Origin of the sequence: Paracoccus sp. TRP, from assembly GCF_000185925.1 — a bacterium.
Lineage (GTDB): Bacteria > Pseudomonadota > Alphaproteobacteria > Rhodobacterales > Rhodobacteraceae > Paracoccus > Paracoccus kondratievae.
In genome coordinates this window covers 76,261-91,893 of the sequence record NZ_AEPN01000012.1, presented here as the reverse complement: position 1 = coordinate 91,893, position 15,633 = coordinate 76,261, and the positions used below count along the sequence as shown (strand labels likewise).

At 61.6% G+C, this 15,633-nt stretch carries 17 protein-coding genes and 1 pseudogene; all 18 read left to right on the top strand.

Going from position 1 to position 15,633, the window contains the following annotated elements; all coding sequences use genetic code 11:
- A pseudogene (locus tag PARACOCCUSGL_RS22025) lies at positions 1 to 412 on the top strand (hypothetical protein); the annotation flags it as partial.
- Positions 413 to 580: 168 nt separating this feature from the next.
- Positions 581 to 1,075 (top strand): 50S ribosomal protein L15, encoded by a 495-nt coding sequence (gene rplO / locus PARACOCCUSGL_RS0109515; RefSeq protein WP_010395696.1) that lies wholly within the window; start codon positions 581 to 583, stop codon positions 1,073 to 1,075.
- Positions 1,076 to 1,178: 103 nt separating this feature from the next.
- Positions 1,179 to 2,543 carry a preprotein translocase subunit SecY gene (secY, locus tag PARACOCCUSGL_RS0109510; protein ID WP_010395694.1) on the top strand — a complete coding sequence of 455 codons (1,365 nt, stop codon included), beginning with the start codon at positions 1,179 to 1,181 and terminating at the stop codon, positions 2,541 to 2,543.
- A 36-nt stretch (positions 2,544 to 2,579) separates the two neighbouring features.
- Entirely contained in the window at positions 2,580 to 3,242 is a 663-nt protein-coding gene (locus tag PARACOCCUSGL_RS0109505; RefSeq protein ID WP_010395692.1) for an adenylate kinase, read from the top strand.
- 154 nt (positions 3,243 to 3,396) lie between these two features.
- Positions 3,397 to 3,765 carry a 30S ribosomal protein S13 gene (rpsM, locus tag PARACOCCUSGL_RS0109500; protein ID WP_029371934.1) on the top strand — a complete coding sequence of 123 codons (369 nt, stop codon included), beginning with the start codon at positions 3,397 to 3,399 and terminating at the stop codon, positions 3,763 to 3,765.
- A gap of 12 nt (positions 3,766 to 3,777) precedes the next feature.
- Positions 3,778 to 4,167: a 30S ribosomal protein S11 gene (gene rpsK, locus PARACOCCUSGL_RS0109495; protein WP_010395688.1), complete on the top strand. Its 390-nt coding sequence runs from the start codon at positions 3,778 to 3,780 to the stop codon at positions 4,165 to 4,167.
- Between the two features lie 118 nt (positions 4,168 to 4,285).
- Positions 4,286 to 5,302, top strand: a complete 1,017-nt coding sequence (locus tag PARACOCCUSGL_RS0109490) for a DNA-directed RNA polymerase subunit alpha (protein WP_010395684.1) — start codon at positions 4,286 to 4,288, stop codon at positions 5,300 to 5,302.
- A gap of 115 nt (positions 5,303 to 5,417) precedes the next feature.
- A complete protein-coding gene (gene rplQ, locus PARACOCCUSGL_RS0109485) occupies positions 5,418 to 5,840 on the top strand; it encodes a 50S ribosomal protein L17 (RefSeq protein WP_010395682.1) in 423 nt (140 codons plus the stop codon).
- 347 nt (positions 5,841 to 6,187) lie between these two features.
- Entirely contained in the window at positions 6,188 to 6,799 is a 612-nt protein-coding gene (locus PARACOCCUSGL_RS0109480; protein WP_010395680.1) for an autoinducer binding domain-containing protein, read from the top strand.
- A 66-nt stretch (positions 6,800 to 6,865) separates the two neighbouring features.
- On the top strand, positions 6,866 to 7,456 hold the full coding sequence (locus PARACOCCUSGL_RS0109475) for an acyl-homoserine-lactone synthase (RefSeq protein WP_010395678.1): 591 nt from the start codon (positions 6,866 to 6,868) through the stop codon (positions 7,454 to 7,456).
- Between the two features lie 61 nt (positions 7,457 to 7,517).
- Positions 7,518 to 8,846 carry a replication-associated recombination protein A gene (locus PARACOCCUSGL_RS0109470; protein ID WP_010395676.1) on the top strand — a complete coding sequence of 443 codons (1,329 nt, stop codon included), beginning with the start codon at positions 7,518 to 7,520 and terminating at the stop codon, positions 8,844 to 8,846.
- Positions 8,843 to 9,217, top strand: a complete 375-nt coding sequence (crcB, locus tag PARACOCCUSGL_RS0109465) for a fluoride efflux transporter CrcB (RefSeq protein WP_010395674.1) — start codon at positions 8,843 to 8,845, stop codon at positions 9,215 to 9,217. The genes PARACOCCUSGL_RS0109470 and crcB overlap by 4 nt, the downstream gene beginning before the upstream one ends.
- Positions 9,214 to 10,266: an RluA family pseudouridine synthase gene (locus PARACOCCUSGL_RS0109460; protein WP_010395671.1), complete on the top strand. Its 1,053-nt coding sequence runs from the start codon at positions 9,214 to 9,216 to the stop codon at positions 10,264 to 10,266. The genes crcB and PARACOCCUSGL_RS0109460 overlap by 4 nt, the downstream gene beginning before the upstream one ends.
- Positions 10,263 to 10,925, top strand: coding sequence for an HAD-IA family hydrolase (locus PARACOCCUSGL_RS0109455; protein WP_010395669.1), 663 nt, complete (start codon positions 10,263 to 10,265; stop codon positions 10,923 to 10,925). The genes PARACOCCUSGL_RS0109460 and PARACOCCUSGL_RS0109455 overlap by 4 nt, the downstream gene beginning before the upstream one ends.
- Positions 10,918 to 11,628: an ATP12 family chaperone protein gene (locus PARACOCCUSGL_RS0109450; RefSeq protein WP_010395667.1), complete on the top strand. Its 711-nt coding sequence runs from the start codon at positions 10,918 to 10,920 to the stop codon at positions 11,626 to 11,628. The genes PARACOCCUSGL_RS0109455 and PARACOCCUSGL_RS0109450 overlap by 8 nt, the downstream gene beginning before the upstream one ends.
- A 153-nt stretch (positions 11,629 to 11,781) precedes the next feature.
- Positions 11,782 to 12,807, top strand: a complete 1,026-nt coding sequence (locus tag PARACOCCUSGL_RS0109445; RefSeq protein WP_010395665.1) for an amino acid ABC transporter substrate-binding protein — start codon at positions 11,782 to 11,784, stop codon at positions 12,805 to 12,807.
- A 113-nt stretch (positions 12,808 to 12,920) separates the two neighbouring features.
- A complete protein-coding gene (locus PARACOCCUSGL_RS0109440; RefSeq protein WP_010395663.1) occupies positions 12,921 to 14,174 on the top strand; it encodes an amino acid ABC transporter permease in 1,254 nt (417 codons plus the stop codon).
- Position 14,175: 1 nt separating this feature from the next.
- Complete coding sequence (locus tag PARACOCCUSGL_RS0109435) at positions 14,176 to 15,630, top strand: amino acid ABC transporter permease (protein ID WP_010395661.1); 1,455 nt, start codon at positions 14,176 to 14,178, stop codon at positions 15,628 to 15,630.
- Positions 15,631 to 15,633: the final 3 nt, after the last annotated feature.

Genomic DNA, 15,633 nt, shown 5'->3' with positions numbered 1-15,633 from the left:
CTCCGGCAAACCCGGTGCGGTTCACAGGGGTTGGGATGCACTTCCGCTGTTGCGCGCCCTGCATGGTGGCGGCTGGCTTTCGGTCGAGGCCCGTTACCGGGTCGCACTACGCTGGAAGGATGGGGAGGCTTGGTCCGAACTCGCCTCGCAAGGGGCGGGGCTGTTTAGTTATCTGACGCCAGAGGCGACCGCCAAGGCTGAGCTGACATTCGGCTGGCATACGACCGACACAATGATGCTGATCAACCAGTTGCGATTTGAGGATCGCACGGATACCGGCTTTTCAGCGAGTCTCGCAACCACAGTGGTGCGGGATCTGGCTGGCCCCGTAAGACTGGAAGTCGGCGCGGTTCTGCCTCTGAGCGGAGCGGGGGAGACGGCGGTAAGGATCGGAACATGGGTCGAGTTTTGAGTCAGGCCGAAGGGCTGTGCGACCAAACCCCACAGGGTAACGGCAGCTTGTTGACCGCGGCGCCTGCGCTGTATAAAGACCCCCGGTGCCCATCGGCACCGACTCAATCAAGAATGCCGTGTTCGCCCTTTTCGCTTCATGGGGCGCTTCCGGCCAAGGAGAAGCGATATGAAACTGCATGAACTGCACGACAATCCCGGCGCCTCGCGCAAGAAAAAGCGCGTTGCCCGTGGTCCCGGCTCGGGCAAGGGTAAAACCGCCGGTCGTGGTATCAAAGGTCAGACCTCGCGTTCGGGCGTCGCGCTGAATGGCTATGAAGGCGGCCAGATGCCGCTTTACCGCCGCCTGCCCAAGCGTGGCTTTAGCAAACCGAATCGTCTTGAATTCGCGGTGGTCAATCTTGGCCAGCTGCAAACGTTCATTGACGCCGGCAAGCTGGACGTAAAAGCCGAACTGAACGAGGATGCGCTGGTTGCTGCCGGTGTCATTCGCCGCAAGCGCGATGGCGTGCGTCTGCTGGCCAAGGGTGAGCTGAAGGCTGCCGTGAACCTGACCGTGACCGGCGCGTCGAAATCGGCGGTCGAAGCTGTCGAGAAAGCTGGTGGCAAGGTCACCGTCACCCGTCCGGCAAAAGAAGCCGCTGACGCTTCCGCGGCCGAATAAGCTGTTGAAGGGCGCGCCCGCGCCCCATAGATAGCTATCGAGTTTTCCAGGCGCCGCGGGATCGGGAAACGATCCGGCGGCGCTGCCACGAAGGGGCTTAAGCATGGCGTCAGCCGCAGAACAGATGGCCGCGAACCTTTCCTGGGGCGCGCTCGGCAAGGCGACCGAGCTGCGTCAGAGAATCTGGTTCACCCTCGGACTTCTCATTATCTACCGCCTTGGCACCTATATCCCGGTGCCCGGCATTGATGGCGCCGCATTGCGCAATTTCATGGATCAGGCGCAGGCTGGTCTGGGCGGAATCCTGTCCATGTTCACCGGCGGTGCGCTGGGACGCATGGGCATCTTTGCGCTTGGCATCATGCCCTATATCTCGGCCTCGATCATTGTGCAGCTGCTGGCTTCCATGGTGCCGGCTCTTGAGCAGCTCAAGAAAGAGGGCGAACAGGGCCGCAAGAAGATCAACCAATACACCCGTTATGGTACGGTCGCGCTGGCGCTGTTCCAGGCCTGGGGTCTGGCGGTCAGTCTTGAGCACGGCAACCTTGCCCATGAACCGGGGATGTTCTTCCGCGCCTCGGTCGTGATCACGCTGGTCGGCGGCACCATGTTCCTGATGTGGCTGGGTGAGCAGATTACCGCTCGCGGCATCGGCAACGGTATTTCGCTGATCATCTTTGTCGGCATCGTTGCTGAAATTCCGGCCCATCTGGCACAGTTTCTGGCGCAAGGCCGTTCGGGTGCAATCTCGACTCCGGTGATTCTGGGCGTGATCGTCATGGTCGCCGCAGTGATTGCCTTTGTGGTCTTCATGGAGCGGGCGCTTCGCAAGATCCACATCCAGTACCCGCGGCGGCAGGTCGGGATGAAGATCTATGACGGCCAGTCCTCGCACCTGCCGATCAAGGTGAACCCGGCGGGCGTGATCCCGGCGATTTTTGCCAGCTCGCTGCTGCTGTTGCCGGTCACGATCTCGACTTTCTCGGGCAACCAGACGGGCCCGATCATGTCGACGATCCTTGCCTATTTTGGCCCCGGCCAGCCGCTTTACCTGCTGTTCTTTGCGGCGCTGATCGTGTTCTTTACCTACTTTTACACGTTCAACGTCAGCTTCAAGACCGAGGATGTGGCCGAGAACCTGAAGAATCAGGGCGGGTTCATTCCGGGCATTCGTCCCGGCAAACGGACCGAGGATTATCTGACCTATGTCGTGACCCGGGTGCTGGTCATTGGTTCGGCCTACCTGACCTTTGTCTGCCTTTTGCCTGAGGTCATCCGTAACCAGCTGGCGATCCCCTTTTATTTTGGCGGAACGTCGGTGCTGATCGTTGTCAGCGTGGTCATGGATACGATCAACCAGGTGCAGAGCCACCTGCTGGCGCATCAGTACGAAGGTCTGATTGAGAAATCGCAGCTGCGCGGCAAGCGTGGCAAGGCGAAGACGCGCAAGGCCCCCGCGCGTCGCTGAGGCAAGCCCACCATAAGGGTAGGAGAGGGACGAGACATGGCGATCAACATCATTCTGCTGGGCCCGCCCGGCGCAGGCAAAGGCACCCAGGCGCGGCGTCTGATCGACGAGCGCGGTCTCGTCCAGCTCTCGACCGGCGATATGCTGCGCGAAGCGCGCAACTCGGGCACCGAGATGGGCAAGCGCGTGGCTGAGGTCATGGACCGGGGCGAGCTGGTGACGGATGAGATTGTCATTGGTCTGATCCGGGAAAAACTGGCGCAGCGCGGTAAGGGCTTCATCTTTGACGGCTTCCCGCGCACTCTGGCACAGGCCGACGCGCTGCAATCGCTGATGGCGGAAATGGATCAGCGCGTTGATGCCGTGATCGAGATGCGGGTCGATGACGCGGCGCTGGTTTCGCGCATCACCGGCCGTTTCACCTGCGGCAATTGCGGTGAGGTCTATCACGATGTGACCAAGCCGACGAAAGAGCCGGGGGTCTGCGATGTCTGTGGCTCGACCGACCTGCGTCGTCGCGCCGATGACAATGAGGAAAGCCTCAAGACGCGGTTGATGGAGTATTACAAAAAGACTTCGCCGCTGATCGGTTACTTCTACGTCAAGGGGAACCTGCATACGGTCGATGGCCTTGCCGAGATTGATGAGGTTGCCGGCCAGATCTCGCGGATTATGGACAGGTTTCCGGGTCAGGGTTGACCTTGACCAGCAAATCCCTTAATTCGCAGCATCTCGGAAGAGAATCACCTGAGTCTCAGGTGTAGCTTTAGGCCCGAAGGCACGGCTTTCGGGTCTTTGGTTGTGAAAAAAGGTTCCGGCATTACGGAACCGCAACATGGAAAAGGAAACACGCGTGGCTCGTATTGCTGGCGTCAACATTCCGACGGGGAAACGCGTCCCTATCGCTCTGACCTATATCCACGGGATCGGCCCGAAATTCGCCGAACAGATCATTCAGGCTGTCGGTATCGATCCGGCGCGCCGCGTGAATGACCTGTCGGACGCTGAAGTTCTGCAGATCCGCGAATACATCGACGCCAACCTGACCGTCGAAGGCGACCTGCGCCGTGAGACGCAGATGAACATCAAGCGTCTGATGGACCTCGGCTCGTATCGCGGCCTGCGTCATCGTCGCGGCCTGCCGGTGCGCGGCCAGCGCACCCACACCAATGCCCGCACCCGCAAGGGCCCGGCGAAACCCATCGCCGGCAAGAAGAAGTAAGGGGGAACGGACATGGCACGCGATAAGACTCGCATCAAGCGCAAGGAACGCAAAAACATCGCCGCTGGCGTGGCGCATGTGAATTCGTCCTTCAACAACACCAAGATCCTGATCTCGGACGTGCAGGGCAACGCTATTGCCTGGTCGTCGGCCGGCACCATGGGCTTCAAGGGTTCGCGTAAATCGACCCCCTATGCCGCCCAGATGGCCGCTGAGGACGCTGGCCGTAAGGCACAGGAACATGGCGTTCGCACGCTGGAAGTTGAAGTTCAGGGCCCCGGCTCGGGCCGCGAATCGGCGCTGCGTGCGCTGGCTGCGGTTGGCTTCAACATCACTGCGATCCGCGATGTTACCCCGATCGCGCACAACGGCTGCCGCCCGCCGAAGCGCCGCCGGGTCTGATCGGTCAAGACTTTGACGCGCTTCGCGCCGTTTTTCGGCGCGGGCGCGCTTTTCGCTTATCACCTCGGGCGTTTCCGACTGTCGGTCATGGGTCGGAAACTGGTATGGAGGCAATCGCATGATCCACAAGAATTGGGCTGAACTGATCAAGCCGACCCAGCTTGAAATCAAGCCGGGTGCCGATCCGTCCCGCGTGGCCACCGTCGTGGCGGAACCGCTTGAGCGCGGCTTTGGCCTGACGCTGGGCAACGCGCTGCGCCGTGTGCTGCTGTCCTCGTTGCAGGGCGCGGCCATCACCTCGGTGCAGATCGACAACGTGCTGCACGAGTTCTCCTCTGTCCCGGGGGTGCGCGAGGACGTCACCGACATCGTCCTGAACCTCAAGGGCGTGACGCTGAAGATGGAAGTCGATGCGCCCAAACGGCTGACGCTGTCGGCCAAGGGTCCGGGCGAGGTCAAGGCTGGTGATATCCAGGAAACCGCTGGCATCACCATCCTGAACCGCGACCACATCATCTGCCATCTTGATGACGGCGCCGAGCTGCACATGGAACTGACCGTTGCCAACGGCAAGGGTTATGTCGCCGCCGACAAGAACCGTCCCGAGGATGCGCCCATCGGCCTGATTCCGATCGACGCGATCTTTTCGCCGGTCAAGCGTGTCAGCTACGAAGTCACGCCGACCCGCGAAGGCCAGGTGCTGGACTATGACAAGCTGACCATGAAGGTTGAAACCGACGGTTCGCTGACCCCGGAAGATGCCGTGGCCTATGCCGCACGTATCATTCAGGACCAGCTGTCGGTCTTCGTCAACTTCGAAGAGCCCGAGACGGCCACCCGCTCGGATGCCGAGGATGGGCTGGAATTCGACCCGCGCCTGCTCAAGAAAGTGGACGAGCTGGAGCTGTCGGTGCGTTCGGCGAACTGCCTCAAGAACGACAATATCGTCTATATCGGCGACCTCATCCAGAAGACCGAAGCCGAGATGCTGCGCACTCCGAACTTCGGCCGCAAATCGCTTAACGAGATCAAGGAAGTGCTCTCGGGCATGGGCCTGCATCTCGGTATGGATGTTGTGGACTGGCCGCCGGAAAACATCGAAGATCTGGCCAAGCGTTTCGACGACCAGTTCTGATCACGAATACCGGGGGCGCATGTCGCCCCCGGAGTACCGGGCATTCCGCCCCAAGGAGAGCGGCCCGCACGCATGGGCTGCCGGACAAAGCAAAAAGACGTAAAGGAGACATATCATGCGTCACGCCCGCGGTTATCGCCGTCTGAACCGTACCCACGAACACCGCAAGGCGCTGTTCGCCAACATGGCTGGCTCGCTGATCGAGCATGAGCAGATCAAGACGACTCTGCCCAAGGCCAAGGAACTGCGCCCCGTCATCGAGAAGCTGATCACGCTGGCCAAGCGCGGCGACCTGCACGCCCGCCGTCAGGCGGCTGCCCAGCTGAAACAGGACAGCCACGTTGCCAAACTGTTCGAGATTCTCGGCCCGCGCTACAAAGACCGTCAGGGCGGCTATGTCCGTGTTCTGAAAGCCGGTTTCCGCTATGGCGACATGGCACCCATGGCGATCATCGAGTTCGTCGAGCGCGACACCAGCGCCAAGGGTGCGGCTGACCGTGCCCGTCTGGAAGCCGAATCGGCCACCGACGAATCGTGAGAAGTCTAACCGTTTCTTGCGGTTAAGCGAATCTTGGGCCCGCAGCCACGCCAGATGGCTGCGGGCCTTTTTGCAACAGTTGCCACAACAAGCTCTGCAAGCAACGGTAGATAGAATTTCTACAGTTCTTCAAATAGTTGTGGCGGCTTATGGAAAAGGTATGGAAAACAGGGGTGCGCCGGGCCGTCATTGGTGTCTGCGAAGATGACAACAACCCCCGGCGCCGACGAGGAGAGACGACGGCGGCAGAAAAAACGTTGCTTCTTAATACAGTATTGCTTGAATACCCTGTAATACATGCCAATTTTCTTGATGACCTGAGGTAAAAGCAATCTGTACAAATAGTCATGTCGTCTCGCGCGGAAATCAACGCAGCACTCGCCAAACTGAAAAAGCTGGCCCCCGCGGGCTACTTTATCGGTTTGCACATCCGCTTTGCTGCGCCCCTGATGCAGTTCCAGACCTATAACAAGGAGTGGACGCAGCGTTATTCCGAGCGCGCCTATGCCTTGCGCGACCCGACGATTGCCTGGGGATTCTCGACAACAGGCGTATGCCGCTGGAGCGTGCTGCCGATTCCCGACCCCTTTTCGATCCTTCAGGACGCAGCAGATCACGGCCTGCCTTATGGTGTGGTGGTGGCTCATGGGCCGATCAAATCGCGTACCATCGCTGCCTTTGCTCATGACAGGCGGGAGTTCACGGATGATGAGATTGATGTGATCTCGGCGACGATACGTCGGCTTCACGAAATTACGGAGCCGCCGGAGAGCCTGACGAAGGCTCAGCAAGAGGCCCTTCGGTGTATCGCAGAGGGCGATCGTCATGCAGCGGCGGCTGCAAAGCTTGGCATTACGGAAAGCGCATTCAAAGCTCGTCTGATCTCGGCGCGCGAAAGGCTGATGGCAAGAACGACTGCCGAAGCGCTGCAACGGGCCAAGGATTACCGCCTGCTGTAGGACGTTGCGTTAACCATTGCGGTTTACACCTGGGGGCCAGTACCACCGCAACCCCAGGAGAAGAGCATGCAGACCACCACCCTTTCCTTTGCTAACCTGCACATCCATGGCGAGCTGTTCGCGAATATCTTTCGTGCACGCAAGCAAAGCTTCATCGTCCAGAAGTGCTGGGATCTGCCCCAGACGGACGATATGGAGTTCGATCAATATGACACCCCGATGAGCCGTTGGGTGGCGATCCATCAGAACGGGCAGGTACTGGCTGGAGTTCGGCTGACGCCCACCACGGCGCACTGCGGCATGTACTCTTACATGATTCGCGATGCCCAGCTTGATCTTCTGGGCGGTTCGATCCCTCAGAACCTGCTTGATGAGCCGGCCCCGGTCGATCCCGGGACGTGGGAGGCAAGCAGGCTGTTCGTCAATCACGACGTCCCCCAGCGTGAACGTCGCCGCGTTCACCTGAACCTGGTGCAAGAGATGACGAACTCGGCGCGTAATCTGGGTGCCACGCGTCTGGTGTGCCTTGTCGCCTCGAACTGGCCGCGTTGGCTGGTGCCCTGCGGGCTTGATGCGCAGGCCATGGGGCCGGTGGTCTGGATTGATGACGGTTACTTCCAGTGTGTCTCGATCAACCTTGCGGCAAAGATGCACTGATGCGCGGCATCGGGTGCAGGGCCTTTCGCCGATGATGCGGGCGGCGTAACATACCGTCCGCATGGCTGATCTGTTTGATACCGCGCCCGCCTCGGGCGAACCTGCGCGCGCTGTGGCGCGTCCTCTGGCCGACCGGATTCGACCGGCACGGCTGGCTGATGTCGTTGGTCAGGACAAGGTGCTGGGCCCGGACGGGCCACTTGGCGCCATGCTGCATGCCGGCAGCCTGTCGTCGCTGATTCTCTGGGGGCCGCCGGGGGTTGGGAAAACCACCATCGCGCGTCTGCTCGCACAGGAAACCGACCTGGCTTTCGTGCAGATCTCGGCGATTTTTTCGGGTGTGCCCGAACTGCGCAAGGTTTTTGACGCAGCCCGTCTGCGTCACCAGCAAGGCAGGGGCACGCTTTTGTTCGTGGACGAGATCCATCGTTTCAACAAGGCGCAGCAGGACAGTTTCCTGCCGCATATGGAGGATGGCACCATCACGCTGGTCGGTGCCACTACCGAAAACCCTAGTTTTGAGCTGAACGCCGCGCTGTTGTCCCGCGCTCAGGTCATCGTGCTGGAGCGGCTGAGCCTTGCCGATATGGAACGTCTGGCGCAGCGGGCCGAGAAAGAGCTTGATCGCCCGCTGCCCCTGACCGCCGAGGCGCGCGACCGGCTGCTGGAGATGGCAGATGGCGATGGCCGCGCCGCGCTGAACCTGATCGAGCAGGTGATGGCCTGGCGGGTCCCGGGCAAGCTCGACACCGACCAACTGGCGCAGCGTTTGATGAGGCGCGCGGCGAAATACGACAAGTCGGGTGATGAGCATTACAATCTGATCTCGGCCCTGCACAAATCGGTGCGTGGAAGTGATCCCGATGCGGCGCTGTACTGGTTGTCGCGTATGCTCGAAGGCGGAGAGGACCCGCGCTATCTCGCCCGCCGCCTGACCCGTATGGCGGTCGAGGATATCGGCCTGGCCGATCCTGCCGCGCAACGCCATTGCCTTGACGCCTGGGCACTTTACGAACGGCTGGGCAGCCCCGAGGGAGAGCTGGCGCTGGCGCAGGCCACGATCTATCTGGCGCTGGCGCCCAAATCGAATGCCGGCTATGTCGCCTATAAAGCGGCGCGAGATCTGGCGCGACGCTCGGGCAGCCAGATGCCGCCCAAGCATATTCTGAACGCACCGACCGGATTGATGGCCGATCAGGGCTATGGTGCGGGCTATCGCTATGACCACGACGCCGAGGACGGATTCTCGGGTCAGAATTATTTCCCCGACGACATGAAGCGGCCGGTTTTCTATCTGCCCGTCGAACGCGGTTTCGAGCGTGAGTTGAAAAAGCGCGTTGAATGGTTCGCCGGGCTGCGCCAGAAGCGGCGGACAGAGGACAAGGCATGACACATACATTTCTTCAGGTCGGGCTGGGCGGGGCCTTGGGGTCCGCTGCGCGCTACGGCGTCAATATTCTGGCCGGGCGGATGACACAGGGTTTTCCTCTGGGCACGTTGATCGTGAACATCGTCGGCTGCCTGGCGATGGGGCTGCTTGCGGCCTTGCTCGCGCATCGCGGCGGGCAGCATCTCGCGCCCTTTCTGCTGACCGGGGTGCTGGGCGGCTTTACGACCTTTTCCGCGTTTGCACTGGATACGGCAACGCTGTGGGAGCGTGGCGCGGGCGCGGTTGCGCTGGGTTATGTGCTGTGCTCGGTGATCCTGTCGCTTGCGGCGGTGGTCATGGGGCTGGTCATTGGTCGGGGGCTGTTCTCGTGAGCGGCGTGCAAACCATCCGCGTCAGCGCGGACGAAGGCGATCAGCGTATCGACCGCTGGCTGAAAAAGCGTTTTCCCCAGCTGACCCAGGGCGCGGTCGAGAAATGGTGCCGCACCGGTCAGTTGCGCGTCGATGGTGGACGGGTCAAAGCCAATACCCGCATTGAGGCGGGCCAAGAGGTACGTGTGCCGCCGTTGCCTGTGGCGGCCTCGGGACCTGTGCCCGCCCGTCCCAGGGCGGCGGTGAAACAGTCCGATGCCGAGATGATCCAGTCCTGCGTCTTGTGGCGCGACGAACATATCATTGCGCTGAACAAGCCTCCGGGCCTGCCTTCTCAGGGTGGTTCGGGGCAGGGGGACCGGCACGTGGACGGGCTGACCGCGGCGCTGATGTTTGGCTACAAGGACCGGCCCAAGCTGGTGCACCGTCTGGATAAGGACACCTCGGGTGTTTTGCTGCTGGCGCGCACCGACCGGATCGCACGCTCTTTGTCCGAAGCGTTTCGCCATCGCCTGACCCGCAAGATCTACTGGGCGGCGGTGGCCGGCGTGCCCAGCCCGCGCATGGGGTCGATCAAATACGGGCTGGTCAAGGCACCGGGACGTGGGCGCGGCGGCGAAGGCGAAAAGATGATGACCGTGCATCCTTCTGCCGTCGCCTCGACCGAAGGGGCCAAGCGCGCCCATACCGATTTTGCGGTGCTGGACGCTTTGGGCAGCCGCACGGCATGGGTTGCCATGGTCCCGGTGACGGGCCGCACCCATCAGCTGCGCGCCCATATGGCCGGGATCGGCCATCCCATTGTGGGCGACGGCAAATATGGCGGTTCGGGTCAGGAAAACCCCGGTGACGGATGGGGCGCCCAGCTTGGCGGAGAGATCAGCCGCAAACTGCATCTGCACGCTCGGATGATCCGTTTCGAGCATCCGATCACCAAAAAGCTGATCACTGTGACCGCGCCCTTGCCCGACCACATGGTCCGGACGTGGAAAACACTGGGCTGGTCGGAAAACGATGTGCCCGAGGACCCATTTGCCGAGGCAACATGAAACTGGTCATCTTTGACATCGACGGCACGCTGGTTGACAGCCAGCATGAGATTACCCATGCGATGAACAGCGCCATGGCAGGCGCAGGCCTGCCCGAGATGGAGCCGGCGCGCATCCTGTCCATCGTCGGTCTGTCACTGCCGGTGGCGGTGGCGCGGCTGTTGCCGGAGGCCGGGCCAGACCTGCACGAGCGCGTCGTCGCTGGCTACCGCGAAGCATTCATCGCGGAACGGCTGGCAGGGGCACGGCCGCCGCTGTATCCCGGCGCGCTGGACTGTCTGGATGCGCTGGCGGCGATGGACGAGGTGCTTTTGGGTATTGCCACCGGCAAGCCAGCGCGGGGGCTGGCGGCGACCCTTGATGCGCATGGGCTGACGCGACGTTTTATCACCCGGCAATCGGCGGACGGGCATCCTTCGAAACCACATCCGGCGATGCTGGAAAGCGCGCTTTCCGAAACCGGGGTCGAGGCCGGGCGGGCGGTGATGATCGGCGATACTGTTTTCGATATGGAAATGGCGCGGGCGGCGGGTGTTGCCGGGTTCGGCGTCCAGTGGGGCTTTCACCCGGCCGAGGATCTGCACGCGGCCGGTGCGCGGCTGGTCGCCCCGGACTATCCCGCCCTGACCCGCGCCCTGTTGGAGTGGGCGAATGAGTGAATGGAAGGCGCGCCGGTTCTGGAAATCCGTGAACCTGCGCAAGGAAGCCGGGGGCTGGACGGTTCTTTTGGACGAGCGGCCCTTGCGCACGCCGGGCAAGCAACCGCTGATCCTGCCGGCTGGGGCTTTGGCCGAAGCCATTGCCGAAGAATGGCAGACGGTCGAGGATGTGATCAATCCTCAGGACATGCCGCTGACCCGTGCCGCGAACTCGGCCATTGAAAAGGTGATCCCGCAATTCGCCCAGGTCGCGGCAATGCTTGCTGAATATGGCGGAACCGACCTTTTATCCTATCGTGCCGACGCGCCCGAAACACTTGTCCGCGCTCAGGCCGAGGGCTGGGACCCGCTGATCGACTGGGCCGCGACCGAACTGAAGGCGCCCCTGCGCATCACCCATGGCGTGATTCCCGTGCCGCAGGAACCAGCGGTGCTGGGAAAACTGCATGCCGAGGTGGCAGAGCTTGATCCATTCGGCCTGACGGCGTTGCACGATCTTGTGACGCTGCCTGGTTCGCTGATCCTTGGACTGGCGGTAATCCGGGGCCGGATCGACGCTGATACGGCCCATGCGCTGTCACGAATTGATGAAGAATTTCAGGCACAACGATGGGGTCGGGATACCGAGGCCGATGAGGCGGCCCGGAACCGTCTGGTCGCCCTGCGCAGTTCCGAACGGTTCTGGCAGCTTAGTCGCAGCTGAACCGTCTGGTTTGGGTTCTTTCTTGACGCATGGCCCCCTATCGGCACAATGCCGCTTATGGGGGTATAAAGCCTCCTTGCATAAACCGGGCCCGCCAATGGCCCAGTTACGGCTCATTCCTCGGCGGGACCGGGAACAACAGTGGGGAAATCTATGAAGAAATCCGTATTCTTCGGCTCTGTGACAGCGGTCGCCCTGGCGGCCTCGGGCGCGCTGGCCGCAGAGGGAGACACGCTGAAAGAGGTCAAGGCCCGCGGCGTGCTGAATTGCGGCGTGAACACCGGCCTGATCGGTTTTGCCGCCCCCGATGCGAACGGGAACTGGTCGGGCTTTGACGTTTCGTTCTGCAAGGCGCTGGCTGCGGCCGTTCTTGGCGATGCCACCAAGATCAAATATGTGCCGACCACCGGCCAGACCCGGTTCACCGCCCTTTCCTCGGGCGAGGTGGACATTCTGGCCCGCAACTCGACCTGGACCTTCCAGCGCGATACCGACCTCAAGCTCGATTTCATCGGCGTGAACTATTACGATGGTCAGGGCTTCATGGTGCGTAAAGATCTGGGCGTGTCCTCGGCCAAAGAGCTGAACGGCGCGACGATCTGCATCCAGACCGGCACCACGACCGAGCTGAACCTGGCAGATTACTTCAAAGCCAACAACATGGAGTATCAGCCGGTCAACATCGACAGCAATGCCGAGGGCGAGCAGCAGTATCTGGCCGGCGCCTGCGATGCCTATACGACCGATGCATCAGGTCTTGCCGCGACGCGCGCAAGCTTTGCCGACCCGGAAAACCACATCATCCTGCCCGAGATCATCTCGAAAGAGCCTCTCGGCCCGGCGGTCCGCCATGGCGACAGCAACTGGGCTGATATCGCGCGCTGGACCCTTTACGCGCTGATCGCGGCCGAGGAATACGGCGTCACCTCGGCCAATATCGACGAGCTGGCAAAAAGCTCGAACAACCCCGAGGTTCAGCGTCTGCTGGGCACGACCGATGAGCTGGGCAAGATGATCGGCCTAGATGCCGAATGGGCCAAGCGGGCGATCAAGGCCGGCGGAAACTATGGCGAAATCTTTGCTGCCACCATTGGCGAGCAGACCCCCATTGGCCTTGCGCGCGGCCTGAACGCTCAATGGACCCAGGGAGGCCTGATGTATGCGATGCCCTTCCGGTAATCGCATCTGAAAAAGGGCGCGCGGGGGCCCTATGCCCCCGGGCGCCCCCAGGCTTGACCGGCAGTACAGAGGCCAAAGGCCCGACATCCAAGCCGGAAACAGGGGGTTAAAATATGGTGACTTACACGGGGGCGGACCATCCGCCGTTCCGGTTGTCGATGCTGATCTATGATCGGCGCTACCGCTCGCTGACCTTGCAGGCGATTGTCTTCATCCTTGTCATGGTGATGGCGAGCTGGCTGATCGACAACACGCTGCGCAACCTGTCCGCGATGGGCAAAACGCTCAGCTTTGACTTTCTATTCCGCCGTGCGGGATATGACATTCCGCAACAGCTCATTCCCTACAACTCAGACGACACCCATCTGCGCGCCACCATCGTGGGGCTGCTGAACACGCTGCTGGTTTCCCTGTTGGGCTGCATTGCGGCCACTGTGCTGGGCGTGGTCGTCGGTGTGTTAAGACTATCCTCGAACTGGCTGATCGCGCGGCTGATGACGATCTATGTCGAGGTGTTTCGCAATATCCCGGTGCTTTTGTGGATTCTCGTCTGCCTTGCGATCTTTACCGAGGTCATGCCCGCACCGAACGCCTATCGCGGCGAAAATCCTGCTGCGCAGATGATCCTGTTTGACCTGATCGCGCCGACGAACCGCTATACCGCCATCCCCTCACTGGGCATGACCAACCCGCCGGGCACCATCGCCCTGGGGCGCGAAGCGATCAGCTGGGCGCTGATCGCCTATGTCGTGGTCATCGTTGTCGCATGGATCGCCTGGCGGCGGTTGCGGGTCTGGGCGCAGGCGGTGCAGGACCGGACCGGGACCCGCCCGACGACCTGGTGGATCAGCCTTGCGATCTTTGCCGTGCCGCTGCTGCTGTTGACCTGGTATTTCGGCCTGCATCTGGTGCCGCCGGTGCTGCGCGGCTTCAACTTTGCCGATGGCATAAATCTTGATAACGCGCTGGTGGTTCTGTGGCTGGCGCTGACCCTTTATACCGGCGCTTTTATCGCCGAGATCGTGCGCGGCGGCATTCTGGCTGTCAGCCGTGGTCAGACCGAGGCGGCATTCGCGCTGGGGCTGAGGCCACGCCGGACCATGTCGCTGGTGGTGCTGCCCCAGGCGCTGCGGGTGATCGTGCCGCCGCTGATTTCGCAGTATCTGAACCTGACCAAGAACAGTTCTCTGGCCATCGCGGTCGGCTATATGGATCTGCGCGGCACGCTGGGCGGTACCACGCTGAACCAGACCGGACGCGAGATGGAATGCATGGTGCTGATGATGGGCATCTATCTGGCACTAAGCCTGATCATTTCGGGCGGGATGAACATCTTCAACAGCCGCGTCAAGCTGAAGGAGCGGTGAGATGAGCGACACTCATGCAGAAACCGTTGCCTATGTACGCGAAACCATGCTGCCGCCCGAACCTCCGCCTCTGGCCGAGACCGGGGCGATCAAATGGTTGCGCGAGAACCTGTTTTCCGGGCCGCTGAACATCGTCCTGACCCTGATCGGTCTTGGCATCGTCTGGCTGGTGGCCAGCATTGTCGGGCCATGGCTTGTCCACGGGGTCTGGAACGCAAACAGCATGGCAGAATGCCGCCAGATCATTGCCGAGACCTGGGGGCAGGGGACGGATGGCGCCTGCTTTGCCATCATCAAACATCGCTGGAATCAGTTCCTGTTCGGCTTTTATCCGCAGACGCTTTACTGGCGGCCGGTGCTGGCCTTTGGCCTGTTGTTCCTTGCGCTTGCTCCGGTGCTGTTTGCGGACAGCGAGCGGGCGCGACGCATCGTGCTAGGCCTGGCGGTGGTGTTGACGCTGCTGGTTGCCAGCCTGCTTGGCGCGGGTGGCGCGGTGCTGCTGGCTGCCGCGCTGGTCATGCTGGGCTGGAGCGCGCTGATCGAGACCCGCCCCGGCTGGTCGCTGCTGGCGACCCTGGTTTATCCGTTCATCGCAGTCTGGCTGCTTTGGGGCGGTTCGCTGTGGAGTGAGATTGCGGCACTGGCCGGTTTCGTGATCGGCTTTATCGTCTGGCGCCTGCTGGTGGCGCGGTTCGGCCTTTTGGCCTTTGCGCTGGGTGTTGTCGCGGCCGTGGCCTGGTGGCTGGTCGCTGCCGGACCCCTGACCTCGTCCCTGGCCGGTGTGCTGCCCTTGCGATTGCAGCCGGTGTCGTCGGACCAGTTCGGCGGTTTCGTACTGTCGATCACCATTGGTGTTGCGGGTATCGCGCTGTCCCTGCCGGCAGGGATCATCCTTGCGCTGGCCCGGCGTTCGGACCTGCCGGTAATCAAGATGCTGGCGGTGATGTTCATCGAGTTCATCCGCGGTGTGCCCTTGATCACGTTGCTGTTCGTGGCGTCGCTGCTGCTGAACTATTTCCTGCCGCCGGGGACGAATTTCGACATCATCCTGCGGGTCATCATCATGGTGACGCTGTTTGCCTCGGCCTATATGGCCGAGGTGATCCGTGGCGGGCTTGCAGCCCTGCCCAAGGGGCAGTACGAGGCAGCCGATGCGCTGGGGCTGGACTATTGGAAAGCACAGCGGCTGATCATCCTGCCGCAGGCACTCAAGATCTCGATCCCTGGCATCGTCTCGACCTTCATCGGCATGTTCAAGGACACGACGCTGGTCGTGTTCGTCGGGTTGTTCGATCCGTTAAAGGCGATGGCCGACACCATCCGCGCAAGCTTTGAATGGAAAGGCGCCTATTGGGAGCCCTACATCTTTGTCGGCGCGATCTTTTTCATCCTCTGCTTCGGCATGTCGCGCTATTCCATGTATCTGGAACGCCGGCTGAAGCGCGACCACCGCTGAAGG

Excerpts from the sequence above, each read along its gene's own strand:
- PARACOCCUSGL_RS0109455 (WP_010395669.1), top strand. The coding sequence starts at position 10,263 with ATGAAACTGGTCATCTTTGACATCGACGGCACGCTGGTTGACAGCCAG.
- PARACOCCUSGL_RS0109470 (WP_010395676.1), top strand. The coding sequence starts at position 7,518 with ATGGCTGATCTGTTTGATACCGCGCCCGCCTCGGGCGAACCTGCGCGC.
- rpsK (WP_010395688.1), top strand. The coding sequence starts at position 3,778 with ATGGCACGCGATAAGACTCGCATCAAGCGCAAGGAACGCAAAAACATC.
- crcB (WP_010395674.1), top strand. The coding sequence starts at position 8,843 with ATGACACATACATTTCTTCAGGTCGGGCTGGGCGGGGCCTTGGGGTCC.
- secY (WP_010395694.1), top strand. The coding sequence starts at position 1,179 with ATGGCGTCAGCCGCAGAACAGATGGCCGCGAACCTTTCCTGGGGCGCG.
- rplO (WP_010395696.1), top strand. The coding sequence starts at position 581 with ATGAAACTGCATGAACTGCACGACAATCCCGGCGCCTCGCGCAAGAAA.
- PARACOCCUSGL_RS0109440 (WP_010395663.1), top strand. The coding sequence starts at position 12,921 with ATGGTGACTTACACGGGGGCGGACCATCCGCCGTTCCGGTTGTCGATG.
- PARACOCCUSGL_RS0109490 (WP_010395684.1), top strand. The coding sequence starts at position 4,286 with ATGATCCACAAGAATTGGGCTGAACTGATCAAGCCGACCCAGCTTGAA.
- PARACOCCUSGL_RS0109505 (WP_010395692.1), top strand. The coding sequence starts at position 2,580 with ATGGCGATCAACATCATTCTGCTGGGCCCGCCCGGCGCAGGCAAAGGC.
- PARACOCCUSGL_RS0109435 (WP_010395661.1), top strand. The coding sequence starts at position 14,176 with ATGAGCGACACTCATGCAGAAACCGTTGCCTATGTACGCGAAACCATG.
- PARACOCCUSGL_RS0109475 (WP_010395678.1), top strand. The coding sequence starts at position 6,866 with ATGCAGACCACCACCCTTTCCTTTGCTAACCTGCACATCCATGGCGAG.
- PARACOCCUSGL_RS0109450 (WP_010395667.1), top strand. The coding sequence starts at position 10,918 with ATGAGTGAATGGAAGGCGCGCCGGTTCTGGAAATCCGTGAACCTGCGC.
- rplQ (WP_010395682.1), top strand. The coding sequence starts at position 5,418 with ATGCGTCACGCCCGCGGTTATCGCCGTCTGAACCGTACCCACGAACAC.
- PARACOCCUSGL_RS0109445 (WP_010395665.1), top strand. The coding sequence starts at position 11,782 with ATGAAGAAATCCGTATTCTTCGGCTCTGTGACAGCGGTCGCCCTGGCG.
- PARACOCCUSGL_RS0109480 (WP_010395680.1), top strand. The coding sequence starts at position 6,188 with ATGTCGTCTCGCGCGGAAATCAACGCAGCACTCGCCAAACTGAAAAAG.